Raw genomic sequence first — 14,599 nt, 5'->3', positions numbered from 1 at the left:
TGTCGAGAACACCGAGCCTTCGCCGTCGCACCTTGCACGGCCGAGAAGGCTCGCTCACCATTCACCCTTCCGTTCTCTCGCATTGCCCGACCGCCGTTCAAGGAGCCCTGCCATGAACTCCGTCGACATCAGCCCGGCGGCTGCGCTCTACCGTCGAGCGCGATACGCCCCGGGCGCCGCCGCCCTCCACTACGAAGGCCGTACGACGAGCGCGGGCGATCTCGCTCGGACGATTCGTCAGCTCGCCGCCGGGCTCGCCCGCCACGGTGTGCCGCAGGGCGGCCGGGTGGCCTATCTCGGTTTCAACAGCCCGGTCCTGCTGGAGACCATGCTCGCCGCCGCGCATCTCGGCGCCGTCTTCGCGCCGCTGAACTTCCGGCTGGCCGCGGCCGAGATCCGCCAGGTCCTGACCAACTGCGACGCCGAGGTCCTGATCGTCGAGGAAGGCCACCGCGAGGTGGTGGAGTCCGTGCGCGCCGCACTGTCGATCAGGCACTACGTTCTCGTCGACACCGACCCGGCCTGCCCCGCGCCCGACCAGCAGGTCGCGGGATGGATACCACTGTCGGTGCTGCTCACCGGCCCCGACGACGTCGCGGAGCCGGTGGCCCGCCACGACGACGACATCGCGGCCCTGCTGTACACCTCGGGAACCACCGGCCTGCCCAAGGGCGTCATCCTCACCCACGGCAACATCTGGTGGAACGCCGTCAACGTCGACAACGTGGTCGACACCCGCCACGACGACGTGACGCTGGCCGTCGCTCCGCTGTTCCACATCGGCGGGCTGAACGCGCTCACGCTGCGGACCCTGCTGCGTGGCGGCCTCGTCATCATCCGCCGTTCCTTCGATCCACAGCAGTTCCTGGACGATCTCGTCGGCTTCCAGGTGACGGTCCTGTTCGCGGTACCCGCCATGTTCGGCGCGGTCGCCAGGCTGCCCGGGTTCGCCGCCGCGGACCTCACCGCCCTGAGATCCGCGATCGTCGCCGGTGCCCCGGTACCGCCCGGCCTGATCCGCGAGTACGCCGACCGGGGCGTTCTGTTACAGCAGGCCTGGGGCCTGACCGAGACAGCCCCGTTCGCCACCTACCTGCCGGCCGGCCTGACCCGGGACAAGCTCGGCTCGGCCGGGGTGCCGATGCCCTTCACCAGGGTCTGCCTGGTCAGGCCGGGCACAAGCGTTCTCGTTGAGGAGGCGGACGTCCGCGGCGAGCTCTGTGTCCAGGGCCCGAACGTGACTCCGGGCTACTGGCGGAACCCGACGGCCACCGCCGCGGCGTTCGACCACGGCGGCTGGTTCCACACCGGGGACATCGCCTACCGCGACCAGGACGGCTTCTACTACGTCGTCGACCGCCTGAAAGACATGATCATCAGCGGTGGTGAGAACGTGTACCCGGCCGAGGTGGAACGGGTCCTCATCGAGCACCCCGACGTCATCGACGTGGCCGTCGTCGGTGTGCCCGACGCCCGCTGGGGAGAGACCGTGGTCGCGATCCTGAGCTGCCGCCCGGGCGCCGAGCCGACGATCGAGGAGATACGGGACTTCGCCGCACTCCACCTCGCCCGCTACAAGCTCCCGACCCAGCTGCGCCGGCTCGACCAGATTCCCCGGAACCCCAGCGGAAAGCTGCTGAAGGGCCCGCTGCGGGAATGGGCCGAGCAGAACCAGATCCCGTCCGGAGCCTCCACCTGACCCAGTTCACCTTTCCATAGCCGCGCAATTTGTACGGACCGAGGACGTCTGGCGAGCCTTTTCCGCCTCACGATGCACGGCCAGGGATCCCGCCGGCCCGAGTCGGCGGAGAAAAGGCTCGGCCATCACCTCGACTGGACAGCGAGATGACGGCCGTCCACCTCCCCGGCGAGAACGACAAATCCTGCAGCCCATCCCCCGCACCCTGAATCCACCATTGCCCGAGGCATGCCGAAAACCTCGCCGCCCTCCGGTTTCCCTACCTTCAAGACACCGTCCGTCAATACTCCGAAGAGGTTTCACGTGTTGGAAGTCGCCGGCCTTTCAGTAACTTATGGCGGCGCCGTCCAGGCACTGCGGGATGTCTCGCTGCGGGTCCCCGAACGCGGCGTTCTCACGGTGTTGGGAAGTAACGGCGCGGGAAAAAGCACACTGTTACGCGCGGTCTCGGGAACCCTCGATCGCCACGGCGGCCAGCGGGACACCGGCACCATCACCGTCGACGGCACAGCCATCCACCGACGGGACGCGGCGTCCATCGTGCGGGCCGGGGTGGTTCAGGTGCCCGAAGGCCGCCGGGTGTTCGGCCACCTGACCGTCGACGACAATCTGCGCGCCGGTGCCGCCGGGGCCCGCAGCCGCGCTGCCGCGGCCCGCGCCCGAGGCCGGGTCGAAGAGCTCTTCCCGATCCTGGTCACCCGTTCGCGGCAGCGGGCCGCGCTGCTGTCCGGCGGCGAGCAGCAGATGCTCGCGATCGGTCGGGCGCTGATGTCGGATCCGCGCCTGCTGCTGCTCGACGAGCCGTCGCTGGGGCTCGCGCCGCTGATGATCCAGCGGGTGGGCGAGATCGTGGCGGAGATCCACCGCCACGGCGTCTGCGTCGTCCTGGTCGAGCAGAACGCCACCATGGCCCTCGCGCTCGCGGACACCGCGGTGGTCCTCGACGTCGGCCAGGTCAGCCTCGCCGGCAGCGCCGCCGAGCTTGCCGCATCCGAACAGGTACGGCAGCTCTACCTCGGCCACGGGGCACCGGCGACCCCCGTGGCCGAGTCCAGACCCACCGGCGCCGGCCACGGGGCTCGGCCATCCGAGGCCAGGACTCTCACGAGGTGGCGGTCATGACCGGTACCAACGCCACGGCAGCAGGGACGCTCACGGCCACGACCGACGACGCGCCGCCATGGCTGCGCGTCCAGGGCGTGTCCGTCACCTTCGGTGCCCTCAAAGCGCTCTCGAACGTATCACTGTCCGTCGAGCCCGGCCATATCCATGCGATCATCGGACCGAACGGGGCTGGTAAGTCGACGCTGTTCAACGTCATTTCAGGCCTGTACCGGACCACCGCGGGAGAGGTCTGGCTCGGCGATGACGAGCTCACCTCGCTGCGACCCCACCAGATCACTCGCCTCGGCCTCGGCCGGGCATTTCAGAACATCGTTCTCCCGCCGTATGCGACCGTTGAGCGAAGCATTATGCTGGGCCGCCACCACCTGATGAGCGCCGGATTCGTCCGGACCGGCCTACGGCTCCCCTCCGCTGTCCGGGAACAGCGGCTCCACGGCGCCCGCGTCAGGGAGATCGCAGATTTCCTGGAGCTCGGCGACCTTTTCGACGCCGAGGTCAGTGGTCTTTCCTACGGCGATCGCAAACGGGTCGAGGTCGGCCGCGCCCTGGCCACCGAGCCGCGCGTTCTCCTGCTGGACGAGCCGGTGGCGGGAATGAATGCCACCGAATCAGCCCTGATGGCCGAACAGCTGCGCTCGATCAGGGCGGGACTGGGGATCACGATCCTGCTCGTCGAGCACGACATGGCCATGGTCATGGCGATCGCCGACCGGGTGACGGTGCTCGACTTCGGCACGGTCATCGCTAGCGGGACCCCYGCCGAGATCCAGCGCGACCCCGAGGTCATCCGCGCCTACCTGGGCTCGTCGGACGGGATCTCCGAAGCCGCGCCCACGGCCACCGACCTTCCCCGGAGGGAACAGCCTTGACGACCTTTCTCTCGCTGCTGTCCAACGGTCTCGCGGTGGGCGCGGTCTACGCCCTTCTCGCCCTCGGGTTCGTCATCATCTTCCGGTGCAGTGAGGTGCTGAACTTCGCGCATGGCGCGGTTGTTCTCCTCGGTGCGTATGTCATCGCCCGGACGCACGAGGCCCTGGGCTTCACCGCCGCCGTGGCCCTCGGTATCGCCGCCGCGGCCGGAATGTCCGCCCTGATCGAGCGAGTTCTCGTCCGCCGGCTGCGCAACGCGCCGACGATCAGCCTCACCATCATGCTCCTCGGCGTCGACATCCTGATCGCGACCGACCTCACCCGCCGGATCGGCTCCGACATTCTCGGCCTCGGCCATCCCTGGGGCGCGGACGTCGTCGAGGCCGCCGAGGTGAGCATCTCCGCGAACCGGCTCATCGCCTTCGCCGTGGCCGCCGTGGTGATCGCCGGCCTGTTCACCGCGTTCCGGCTCACCTCCTGGGGAGTCGCCATGCGGGCCGCCGCCGAGGATCCGGAGGCAGCCCAGCTCATGGGCATCAGGCTGGGGCGGGTGGCGCTGGCCTCCTGGCTGCTCGGCGGAGCACTGGCCGCCGTCGCCGGAATCTTCCTCACCGGCAGCCCGACCCCAGGGCTCGAACCGGGCATTCGGTGGGTGGCGTTCGCCGCCTTCCCCGTCGCCGTCCTGGGCGGCCTGGACTCGCCCGGCGGCGCGCTCGTCGCCGGGCTGCTGATCGGCGTATCCGAGTCACTGGCGGCGGGATACCAGGATGACCTGCTGTTCCTGGGACGCGGGATCGGAGAGGTCGTCCCCTACTTCGTCATGATCGTCGTCCTGTTGGTACGGCCGACCGGACTCGCGGGAACAAAGGAGCTGAACCGTGTCTAGGGCGATCATCATGCGCCCCGTCACCAGCGCCGGGAATGTCAGGCGGTCACTGCTTGCGGCCCTGGCCGTCGTCGCGGCCGTGATCCCCTTCTACGCCGACGAGTTCTGGCTGCGCACCGGATTCGCGGTCTTCGCGGCGGTCATCGGCGCGGTCGGGCTGAACCTGCTCTGCGGAACAACCGGACAGCTCTCCCTGGGACACGCGTTCTTCCTCGCGGTCGGCGCCATCTCCTACTCACTGCTCGCGGGGGAATCCACCGGAAAGGGCTCGGATCGCGTCATCGGGCTGGGCCTTCACCCGATGCTCGCGATGATCGCGGCGGTGGTCGTCTCGGGGCTGGCGGGGCTGCTGTTCAGCCCGGTGGCGGCCCGCGTCCGCGGACTTTACCTCGCCGTCGCCTCGCTGGGTCTCGTCGTCGCCGGCCAGCACATCCTCAACACCGCCACACCGCTCACCGGCGGTTTCAACGGCCGGCCCGTCGAGGACTTCGCACTGCCCGGTTTCTCCTTCAGCGACTCCGATCCGGATCTCGTCCTGCTCGGCGTCCCCTTCGGCCAGGCCGAGCGGCTCTGGTATCTCGGTCTGCTGCTCGCCATCCTGGCCATGGTCTTCGCGGGAAACATCATCCGCGGCCGCAGCGGAGTCGCGCTCGAGGCGGTACGGGACAATCAGCTCGCAGCCGCGGTCAACGGGGTGGACGTCGCCGCCTACCGGTCACGCGCATTTCTGCTGTCCTCGATGTACGCGGGTCTCTCGGGCGTTCTCTACGCGCTTTCCGTCGGCAGTGTGGCACCCGAGTCCTTCACCATCGAGATCTCCGTCCAGTATCTGATGATGATAGTCCTGGGCGGGCTCGGATCCGTCGGTGGAGCCGCCGCCGGCGCCGTTCTCGTGACCGCGCTCCCGCTCGTTCTCCAGCAGTACAGCGACTCCCTTCCCTTCCTTTCCGCGCCAGGTAGCGGCGGGGTGAGCTATGCCGACGCGGCGCGTTATCTCTACGGCGCCGCGGTGGTGCTCATAGTGCTGCTGGAACCGAGCGGGGCCGCCGGCCTGGCCCGGCGCGCGCAGTCACACCTGAAAGTCCGTGCACATGCCATCCCCACCCGACGGCTGTGGCGCGGCGGCCCACCAGCTGATCAGCCTGAACCGACCCAGCCTGATCAGGCGAGAACAAATGCCTCCGCGAAGGCCTCGACGGTACTCGCGACAGCGCATGACAGCGCGCCCGAATCCTGAGATTTCAGCCCAGGCCCATCCCGACCCGAATTCCTTGCGATAGCTGGACCCGTCATCCACACCGAGAGGCAGAAACTTCCATGACCGAAACCGGGCACGCACCCATCGATTTACCGGTCGCGCGGCAGTCAGGGGGACGGCTGACGCCGGGCCCGCGGCGACGTCACCTGCGGGGCGCGGGGATATGCGTCACCGCCGCGACGCTTGTGCTGGCGGCCTGCAGCAGCAAGAGCCAGGACTCCACGCCGGATTCCAGCAGCGGTTCCGAACGGGTCGGGGCCGGCATCGAGGGTGACACGATCACCCTCGGGGTGCTGACCGACGCCACCGGCGTCTTCGCCGCTCTCGGAAAGGAGCTGACCTCGGGTCAGCAGATCTTCTGGGACGCGCGCAACGCCGAAGGCGGCGTGTGCGGCACCTACCAGGTGAAGCTTGAGATCAAGGACCACGGGTACAACGTCCAGAACGCCACCTCGTTGTATTCGGGCCTGCGCGGCGACGTCCTGGGCATCCAGCAGCTGCTCGGCTCGGCGATGACCGCGGCGCTGTCCGACCGGATCGAGCAGGACTCCATCGTCACCGTTCCGCTCACCTGGGCGGCAAGCCTCACCGACAACCCGGACATGGCCGTTCTGGGCCCGACCTACGACGTCGAGGTCATCAACGGCCTCGACTATCTCCTCGAGGAAAAGAAAATCGCTCCCGGGGACGCGATCGGTGTGATCTACCTGGAGGGCGACTGGGGAGCGACCACGCTCGCGGGTGCCTCCTTCTTCGCCAAGCAGCACGACATGAGCGTCGTCGAGCAGAAGGTGACCCCAGGCGATCAGGACATGACCGCCCAGATCACCGCACTGAAGGCGGCGGGGGTAAAGACCATTCTCCTGGCAAGCTCCCCGGGCCAGACCGCCTCGGCGGCCACGGTCGCCGCGACGCAGGGACTGAACGTCCCGCTGGTCGGCAACAACCCGACCTTCTCTCCCGGGCTGCTCAAGACACCCGCCCGGGATGCCCTCATCRCCAACTACTACAACATCAGCCCCTATCCAGCCTATGACGAGGATGTCACCCAGGAACCTCTCGCCGACTACCAGAAGAAGTTCCCCGGTTCCGCGCCCAGCGTCACGATGCTCTCCGGATTCGCCTCCGCGCACGTGATGTCGGAGATCCTGGAGAAGGCCTGCCAGGCCGGCGATCTCACCCGCGAGGGAGTCGTCCACGCCAAGCAGAGCCTTACTGACATCGACACCGGCGGACTCCTCGGCAAGATCGACTACAGCAGGCCCGGCGTCAGCCCGAGCCGGCAGAACTTCATCCTCCGGGCCGCGGACACCGGCGGCGGCCTGACAACGGTCAGATCGCTGTACGAGGGACCAACCGCGCGCCAGTACAGCCGCGGCTGATCGCGCCGGTTCAGGCCAGCCGACGAGCGAGTCGTGGTCCGCAGCCGACGTCGGCTGCGGACCATGCCGGCCCCTCCTCCGGTTCGCGCGCAGGAGGACATCGAGGCCCCACCGGTTCCAGCCCGCCGACGAGCCATCCGCTCTAAAACCCGGGTGGTCTGGCCCCGCAGGAACCCGGGTGGTCAGGCCCTGCAGGTGCAAGGCTGGGACGGTGCAAGGCTGGGGCGGTGACAGTGGCCACCGGTGAGGACATGGACCACCCTCACGGCAGCGGTCCGGGGAGTCCGATCGGAGCGGTACCGGCGGAGATCCACCGCCCTGGGCTGGGCGCGCTGCTGCGGCCACCTCATCGGGCGGACGCCCGGCGCAACTACGAGGCCCTGCTCGCCGCCGCGGCGGCGGTCTTCGGGGCCGACGGCCCGCAGGCCTCACTGGACAAGATCGCCCGGACGGCCGGGGTGGGCAACGCGACGCTCTACCGCCACTTCCCGACCCGCCGCGACCTGCTCGTCGGCGTGTGCGTCGAAGAGGTCGAGGCGCTGTGCGCGCAGGGCGAGCAGCTTGCCGTCGATCAGGCCCCGGGCCCGGCGCTGCTCGGCTGGCTGCACGCCTTCATCGAGCACGTGACGTCCAGGAAAGGCCTCGCGGAGGCGCTGATGACCGGGCGTAGCGAGGACTCCGCGGTGATCGCTGCCTGCCAGGGGGCGATCGGCGAAACCGCGGCGGCCCTGCTCGCCGCCGCCCAGCGGGCCGGCACTGTCCGCGACGACCTCGAGGTGGCCGACCTGCTGGCGCTGGTCAACGCGATCGCCCTCACCACCGAGTCCACCGGCGCCCAGCACGCCGACCGCCTGCTGCGTCTGCTCTACCAGGGCATCGGGCCGCGGGGAGCTCAGGCGCTCAGTTAGTCGAACCCGCCGCGGCCGGCAGGGGCAGCGGCAGCGGCAGCGGCAGGCCCCAGTGCTCGACGATCTGGCCGCCCTGGACCCGCAGCATGTCGAGGGCGAACCCGACCGGCTCGCCCGTCGCAGCGTCGCGCAGGGCGTACCGGGTGGCCACCGTRTCGCCGGTCGTCACCCGCTGCTCGACGGTCGTCCGGACCTGCGCGGCCTGGGCGCCCAGGGCCGCCCACTTCTGCCGCCAGCCCTCGTGGCCGGTGGGCGCCCCGGGCAGTGCGGAATGGTCGACGGCATCGGGCGCGATCAGCGCCAACGCACCGTCGAAGTCTCCTCGGAGCACTGCGTCCGCCATCCGCTCAACGATCCCGACGGCAGGCGTTACCACTGACGAAGCCATGAGCGACCTCCAGAGCAAAGCGATCCGGGGATATCCCCGTTTCCGCCTCGACGATAACCGGGGATGTCCCCGGTTCGCAAGGTCGAAAACACCTGGAATGGCAGCTACTAGGCTCCGTGAATGCTGCCCGACGCCACGGTCGCCGGGGCGAACCTTCCCATCCGGGCCGCCCTGCCGGCGCTCCTCGGCGCGCTGACCGCCCGCGACCAGCGCGGGCCGGGCCACGCCGGTGGGGCCGCGGTGCTGGTGGCGCCGCCAGGCACCGGCAAGACGACGCTCGTCCCCCTCGCGCTCGCCGACCACGTCCCCGGCCGCGTGCTGGTCGTCGAGCCGCGGCGAATCGCCGTCCGCGCCGCGGCCCGGCGGATGGCCAGCCTCACCGGCGGTGGCGAGATACGTGGCCGCGAGGTGGGCGGTGGCGCGGGGGGCGGTGGCGAGGTGGGGGGCGCGGTCGGTTACACGATCCGCGGGGAGCGCCGGGCCGGGCCGTCGACCAGGGTCGAGGTGGTCACGACCGGCGTCCTGGTCCGGCGGCTGCAACGCGACCCCGAACTGCCCGGGACCGACGCGGTCGTCCTCGACGAGTGCCACGAGCGCCACCTCGACGCCGACCTGGCGCTCGCGCTCCTGCTCGACGTCCGGGCCGTGCTGCGTCCCGACCTGCGCCTGGTCGCCGCTTCCGCTACCGCCGACACCCGGCGGCTGGCCGCGATGCTCGGCACGCCCGACCAGCCCGCGCCGGTCATCGGGACCGACGCCTCGATGCACGACGTCGAGGTCGTCTGGGCACCCCCACCAGGTGTGATCACGCCGGCGCACGGGCTGCGGGTCGACCCGAGGCTGCTCGACCACGTCGCCGCGACGGTCGGGCGCGCGCTGCGGGAGACATCCGGGGATGTGCTCGTCTTCCTGCCAGGGGCCGGTGAGATCGCCGCCGTCGCCGGGCGGCTCACCGGGCGACGGGAGGCCGGACACCGGGACGCCGTCGACGTCCTCACCCTGCACGGCCGGCAGACCGGCGGCGCGCAGGACGCGGTGCTGCGCGCCGGCCCGCGTCGCCGGGTCGTCCTGGCCACCGCGGTCGCGGAGAGCAGCCTCACGGTGCCCGGTGTGCGGGTCGTCGTCGACGCCGGCCTGGCCCGCTCCCCGCGGATGGACCATGCCCGCGGGCTGGGCTCGCTGGTCACCGTGCGGGTGTCCCGGTCGTCCGCCGGGCAGCGCGCGGGCCGGGCCGGGCGGGAGGCCCCGGGCCGGGTGTACCGCTGCTGGTCCGCCGCGGAACATGACCGGCTGCCCGCCCAGCCGGAACCGGAGATCGCCGTCGCCGACCTCACCGCCTTCGCGCTGGAACTGGCGGTCTGGGGCAATCCCGGTGGGGCGGGCCTGCCCCTGCTCAGCGAGCCGCCGGCCGGCGCGATGGAAGCTGCCGGGGCGACGTTGCGGGCCCTCGGAGCCGTCGACGAGACCGGCCGGGTCACCCCGCGAGGACGTTCGATCTCCCAGGTCGGGACCCATCCGCGGCTCGCGCGGGCGCTGCTCGACGGCACCCGGTCCGTCGGCGCCCGCCGCGCGGCGGAGGTCGTCGCGATGCTCTCCGGGGACGGCCCGGTCGGCGGATCGGTCGGCGGATCGGTCGGCGGCCCGTCCGACGACCTCGTCGCCGCGTGGCGCCGCCTGCGGGGCGACACGGACCGGGCCGCGTCCGCCCGCTGGCGGGAGGAGACCCGCCGGCTGCGCTCAGCCGCGCAATCCCCACCCACCGGCACCGGGGAGCCCGATAGACCCGGGAAACCCGTTGGACCCGGTGAGCTTGCCGGGCCCGCGGGGCGGGATGCGGGTGGGATCACCGACGATCTCGCGGCGGGGCTCGTGGTCGGCCTCGCCTTCCCCGAACGGCTCGCGCGGGCCCGCGACGCCGGCAGCACGAACTACCTGATGGCCGGCGGGACCGGTGCCGAGCTCGCCGCGGGCTCGGCGTTGACCGGGGCGGGCTGGCTCGCCATCGCGGTCGCCGACCGCGGGCCAGGCCGGACGTCCGCCCGAGTGCGCCTGGCCGTCGCCCTCGACGCGGCGACCGCGCGGGAGGCGGGCGCGGCGCTGCTGCGCACCGAGGACGAGGTCGCCTGGTCCGGCGGCGACATCGTCGCCCGCCAGCTCGAGCGCCTCGGCGCGATCATCCTCGCCGAACGCCCGGTGGGCAGGCCCGATCCGTACCTGCTGCGGGCCGCGGTGCTCGACGGGCTGCGGGCCGCGGGCCTGCCGGTGCTGCGATGGAGCACCGACGCGCTCGCCCTGCGCGACCGGCTCGCGTTCTGCCACCGGCTGCTCGGCGCCCCCTGGCCCGACGTCACCGACGCCGCGCTGCTGGACTGCGCCCCCGACTGGCTCGGGCCGGACCTCGACGGCGTGCGACGCCGCGCCGACCTCGGGCGTATCGACGCCGGCCACGCGCTGCGCCGGCTGCTGCCCTGGCCACAGGCCGGCCGGCTGGACGAACTGGCACCCGAACGGGTGACGGTGCCGAGCGGCTCCCGGGTGCGTCTCGACTACAGCGGCAGCAGCGGCGCGGCCGGCCCCGTGCTGGCCGTGAAGATCGCCGAGGTGTTCGGGTGGGAACGGGTTCCCGTCGTCGCTGACGGCCGCGCACCGCTGGTGCTTCACCTGCTGTCGCCGGCGGGGCGCCCGGTGGCGGTGACGAGCGACCTGGCGTCGTTCTGGCGCACCGGCTACCCGCAGGTCCGCGCGGAGCTGCGCGGCCGCTACCCCCGACACCCCTGGCCGGACGACCCGACCACAGCCCCACCGACCCGCCGCGTCGCCCCCCGCAGCCGCAGCCGCTGACAGGGTCGGTGGCGGCGCCCGCCTCAGCGCCGCCACCGAGCCGCCACCGCCGAGGCGCCACCGCCGAGGCGCCACCGGCCTTCGGAGTGGACGTCGATCAGGGCAGCCGCACCGCGACCCGGAGCAGGCGGGTCACCTGGGTGGCACCGAAGTTGTCGTCGCTGAGCACGCTGACGGTCGTCAGCCCGCGTCCGAAGCGCCCTCGGGGATCGATCGCGAGAGCCTCGTAGTTGTCCATCAGCGGGTTGATCTGGGTTCCGGGGTTGGTCGCACCCAGCGTCGGGCAGGCGGTGAGGTCCGCGACGAGCTGCTTGCCGGCGAGGGCACGTGCTGGGAGCGCCGAGAGGTTGGGTACCGCGGTGACATCCGCGGTACGTCCGGTGTCCGGTACCGCCCACAGGGCGTTGCGGTTACCCACCCCGGCGGTGAACGAGGCCTCCAGGACGAGCAGCCCGTCCTCGCCGTAGGCGGCGATCTCGGAGATCCGCTGCCCGGGTTCGGCCCGGTAGCCCAGCTGCCGGCTCAGCTCGTACGAGCCGGTGGCGGTACGCCGGTAGACGAGGATCCGCCGGGTCTGGGCCTCACCGGCCGCGGAGACGTCGCCGGCCAGGGTGCCTTCCATCGCCGCGTAGATGAAACGCCCCGACGGGGAGATGGAGAGGCCTTCGAGCGTGGCGTTGTCGGTCGCCTCACCCGCGGGCGCCACCCGGAAACGACCCGGTACCGGCAGGGCACTCTGCTCGGTCCCGGTCCGGTCGAAGATCCTGATCGAGGGCTCCGTCTCCGAGCTGACGACATACCGCCCGTCGGGCAGGACCGCGAGGCCTTCGCCGTCGAAGTTGCCGCCGTCGTAGCCGACGCCGGTGGACGTCCGCAGCACGATGCTGCCCACCACCGTCGGCCGGGCGGTCTCGGAGAGGAACCAGATCCGCGCGGGCCGGGTGCCGGAGCGATCCACGACCGCCGCGTACGCGTGCCTGCGTGCGTCGTAGGCGAGCCCGGAGAGGCCGCCGACCGTCTCACCGTCGACGACGACCTTGTTCAGGGCGTCGCTGAAACCGATCGCGGTGCCGCGCGGAGGGCATTCAGCTTCCGGCCCGCCGAAACCGGGCACGGGACGTCCGTCGGCCGCCGTCGACGACGCCGCGCTCGCGGCGGTGCCCACGGTCGCGACGGTGAGGCCCGCCAGCGCTGCGGCGGCCAGCCCAGCGCGGACCCACCGCGGTCGGGGGTGGGTCCGGGGCCGGGTTCCGGCTGGTCCCGCGGTTCGGATCACCCAGCGGGTCGGGAGACGGGTCATGAATGCTCCTCCGGTTCGGATTCTCCTCCGTTTCAGTTCCACACTGTCGAGCCCGGCGAACGGCAGCGGAGCTTCTCGGTGTCCGCCACCGGTCAGGTGCGTAAACGAATTTTGCCCCGACCCGTTGAGCTGCGGCGATGAAAGACGGCCGGATCCATCGCCAGCACCGCGCACATACGCCACTTGACCCCATTACAGTGGGCCTCTAGCTTGTGTGGCGCTTCATTCGTATTCGACCCGAGCCATCCCCTCGCCGCCCAGCTTTCTTCACTGTTCACGTACTCGCCATCCTTCGGCCACGTGACCGGACCCGTTATCTTGCGGTGAAGAAAATCAGCACTGGAGGTTCTTGTGGCAATGTCGAGATCCATTTTCCGGAAAGTGGTCGTCGCCCTGGCGATCGCGACCGCGGCCGTCGGCTTCGCGCCGGCCGCGGCGCAGGCGTCACCCGGCGTCCCGCGGGGCGCGTTCATCCTCACCGTCTCCGAAGGAACCATCCCCTATCTGGGCGAACCTGTTCTGCTGACCTGTCCGCCGAGCCCCCTGGCAACCCATCCGGACCCGGCGGGGGCGTGCGCGGCCATCGCCGCGGCGGGCGGCGACTTCAACCAGCTCCCCGTGGACCCCGCGGTGCTCTGCCCGGCCATCTACGCCCCGGTGACGGCCACGGCCGACGGCCGTTGGGGAGGCAGGGCCGTCCACTGGACGAAGACCTTCGGGAACAGCTGCCTGCTGTACGTGGAGACCCATCCGGTCTTCTGACGACGGTTCTCGTGGCCGTGGTGACCCCGGGAAAAGTGGCCAGGGTCGCCACCGCCCACGATGCGCGACCAGCAGCCGCATTCCCGGCGGCTGTCACCCGCACCCGGACGTCTCCCCAGGCCTCACCCGAGGCTTCGCCCGGGGGTCAGCACGGCATCGGAGGAACTCGCGGGCTCGACGATGTACCGTCCGACGACGGCATCCGGCCGAGGCTCCCGTGCGGTTACGCGGCGCCTTGCTGAGTAAGGAGACGTCGTATGACCGGCACTCTGCCGACCGGAATCGGCCTGTGGGCGGGCTTCCTCGACCAGCTGCCGGCCGCCGAGGCAATCGCCGCCGTGCGCGACCTGGAAAAGGCCGGCATCACGACGATCTGGCTGCAGGAATACAGCAGCCTGGACCCGTTCGTCCGCGCCGCGCTCTACCTGCAGGCCACCGAACGGCTCACCGTCGCGCTCGGAGTGGCGACGATCCACGCCCGGGACCCGCGCGCGATGGTCGGTGCGGCGGCGACGCTGCACGAGGCGTTCCCGGGGCGGTTCGCGCTCGGTCTCGGCACCAGCCATCGTCATCTCGCCGAAGCTCGCGGCTCCACCTACGCCAAGCCCCTGACCGCCCTGCGCGACTACCTCGCGGCGATGGACACGGCCGCTGGGCACCGGAATCCTCTGCCGCCACGGTTCCTCGGCGCGCTCGGCCCGAAGATGATCGAGCTCGCCGGGGCCGCCACCGATGGTCTGCACACCTACTTCTGCCCCGTCGCCCACACCGCCGCCGCGCGCGCCGCCGTCGGCGCCGGCCCGTGGATCGCGCCCTCGCAGATGGTCGCGCTCGGCGCCACCGAGACGACCGACGAGCTGCGCCGCTACCTCGGGCTGTGCCTCGGGATGCCCAACTACCGGGCGAACCTCGCGCGGTACGGCTTCACTGACGCCGATTTCGCGACGGCCAGCGACGCCCTTGTCGACGCCCTCGCCGTCCCCGACGAGCCGGCCGCGCTGCGCGCACGCCTCGACGACCAGCGCGCCGCCGGCGCCGATCACGTCGTCCTCCAGCTCGTGCCGCCGCCGCCGGCCGCCCGGGTCCTCGACCGGGTCGCCGAGGGCCTGGGAGCAGCCTGAGGCGCCTGCTCCCTGAGCTCACCGACGTCGCGGACCACGGGCCACCGGCCACTATTTAC

The 14,599-nt window shown here is 71.3% G+C and carries 12 protein-coding genes; 10 read left to right on the top strand and 2 right to left on the bottom strand.

The genetic code is table 11. The features are described from left to right. Positions 1 to 112: 112 nt before the first annotated feature. The 7 genes from CcI49_RS09110 to CcI49_RS09080 all read left to right on the top strand — a co-directional run bounded on the left by CcI49_RS09110 (position 113) and on the right by CcI49_RS09080 (position 8,128). On the top strand, positions 113 to 1,699 hold the full coding sequence (locus CcI49_RS09110) for a long-chain fatty acid--CoA ligase (RefSeq protein WP_076825669.1): 1,587 nt from the start codon (positions 113 to 115) through the stop codon (positions 1,697 to 1,699). A gap of 303 nt (positions 1,700 to 2,002) precedes the next feature. Beyond that, positions 2,003 to 2,821, top strand: coding sequence for an ABC transporter ATP-binding protein (locus CcI49_RS09105; protein ID WP_076825667.1), 819 nt, complete (start codon positions 2,003 to 2,005; stop codon positions 2,819 to 2,821). Beyond that, positions 2,818 to 3,693, top strand: coding sequence for an ABC transporter ATP-binding protein (locus CcI49_RS09100; protein ID WP_076825929.1), 876 nt, complete (start codon positions 2,818 to 2,820; stop codon positions 3,691 to 3,693). The genes CcI49_RS09105 and CcI49_RS09100 overlap by 4 nt, the downstream gene beginning before the upstream one ends. After that, entirely contained in the window at positions 3,690 to 4,580 is an 891-nt protein-coding gene (locus tag CcI49_RS09095) for a branched-chain amino acid ABC transporter permease (RefSeq protein ID WP_076825665.1), read from the top strand. The genes CcI49_RS09100 and CcI49_RS09095 overlap by 4 nt, the downstream gene beginning before the upstream one ends. Further along, on the top strand, positions 4,573 to 5,817 hold the full coding sequence (locus CcI49_RS09090) for a branched-chain amino acid ABC transporter permease (RefSeq protein WP_076825663.1): 1,245 nt from the start codon (positions 4,573 to 4,575) through the stop codon (positions 5,815 to 5,817). Before CcI49_RS09095 ends, CcI49_RS09090 begins: the two co-directional genes overlap by 8 nt. Positions 5,818 to 5,897: 80 nt before the next feature. Continuing rightward, a complete protein-coding gene (locus CcI49_RS09085; protein ID WP_083749392.1) occupies positions 5,898 to 7,220 on the top strand; it encodes an ABC transporter substrate-binding protein in 1,323 nt (440 codons plus the stop codon). Positions 7,221 to 7,447: 227 nt separating this feature from the next. Then, positions 7,448 to 8,128, top strand: a complete 681-nt coding sequence (locus tag CcI49_RS09080; protein ID WP_241839972.1) for a TetR/AcrR family transcriptional regulator — start codon at positions 7,448 to 7,450, stop codon at positions 8,126 to 8,128. Here CcI49_RS09080 and CcI49_RS09075 read toward each other — a convergent pair. Beyond that, a complete protein-coding gene (locus CcI49_RS09075; protein WP_076825661.1) occupies positions 8,121 to 8,471 on the bottom strand; it encodes a nuclear transport factor 2 family protein in 351 nt (116 codons plus the stop codon). The two genes, CcI49_RS09080 and CcI49_RS09075, sit on opposite strands and share 8 nt — an antisense overlap. Before the next feature lie 165 nt (positions 8,472 to 8,636). Here CcI49_RS09075 and hrpB point away from each other — a divergent pair, with 165 nt between their 5' ends. Continuing rightward, positions 8,637 to 11,357 (top strand): ATP-dependent helicase HrpB, encoded by a 2,721-nt coding sequence (gene hrpB / locus CcI49_RS09070; RefSeq protein ID WP_076825659.1) that lies wholly within the window; start codon positions 8,637 to 8,639, stop codon positions 11,355 to 11,357. Positions 11,358 to 11,454: 97 nt separating this feature from the next. Here the strand turns inward: hrpB and CcI49_RS09065 are convergent, their stop codons facing one another. After that, positions 11,455 to 12,657: an esterase-like activity of phytase family protein gene (locus tag CcI49_RS09065; protein WP_083749390.1), complete on the bottom strand. Its 1,203-nt coding sequence runs from the start codon at positions 12,655 to 12,657 to the stop codon at positions 11,455 to 11,457. A gap of 357 nt (positions 12,658 to 13,014) precedes the next feature. Between CcI49_RS09065 and CcI49_RS09060 the strand changes: the two genes are divergently transcribed. Together CcI49_RS09060 and CcI49_RS09055 are read left to right on the top strand one after the other, a co-directional pair. Next, positions 13,015 to 13,419 carry an SSI family serine proteinase inhibitor gene (locus tag CcI49_RS09060; protein WP_063793315.1) on the top strand — a complete coding sequence of 135 codons (405 nt, stop codon included), beginning with the start codon at positions 13,015 to 13,017 and terminating at the stop codon, positions 13,417 to 13,419. Between the two features lie 257 nt (positions 13,420 to 13,676). Beyond that, positions 13,677 to 14,540, top strand: coding sequence for a TIGR03620 family F420-dependent LLM class oxidoreductase (locus tag CcI49_RS09055; protein WP_054570715.1), 864 nt, complete (start codon positions 13,677 to 13,679; stop codon positions 14,538 to 14,540). Positions 14,541 to 14,599: the final 59 nt, after the last annotated feature.

It is taken from the genome of Frankia sp. CcI49 (assembly GCF_001983215.1).
GTDB classification, from domain to species: Bacteria; Actinomycetota; Actinomycetes; order Frankiales; family Frankiaceae; genus Parafrankia; species Parafrankia irregularis.
Note: the sequence above shows the minus strand (reverse complement) of the source record. Positions and strands in the feature narration are given on the sequence as shown.

Bases quoted from the DNA above. Each gene is read 5' to 3' on its own strand.
- CcI49_RS09110 (WP_076825669.1), top strand. From the start codon at position 113: ATGAACTCCGTCGACATCAGCCCGGCGGCTGCGCTCTACCGTCGAGCG.
- hrpB (WP_076825659.1), top strand. From the start codon at position 8,637: ATGCTGCCCGACGCCACGGTCGCCGGGGCGAACCTTCCCATCCGGGCC.
- CcI49_RS09065 (WP_083749390.1), bottom strand. From the start codon at position 12,657: ATGACCCGTCTCCCGACCCGCTGGGTGATCCGAACCGCGGGACCAGCC.
- CcI49_RS09060 (WP_063793315.1), top strand. From the start codon at position 13,015: ATGTCGAGATCCATTTTCCGGAAAGTGGTCGTCGCCCTGGCGATCGCG.
- CcI49_RS09055 (WP_054570715.1), top strand. From the start codon at position 13,677: ATGACCGGCACTCTGCCGACCGGAATCGGCCTGTGGGCGGGCTTCCTC.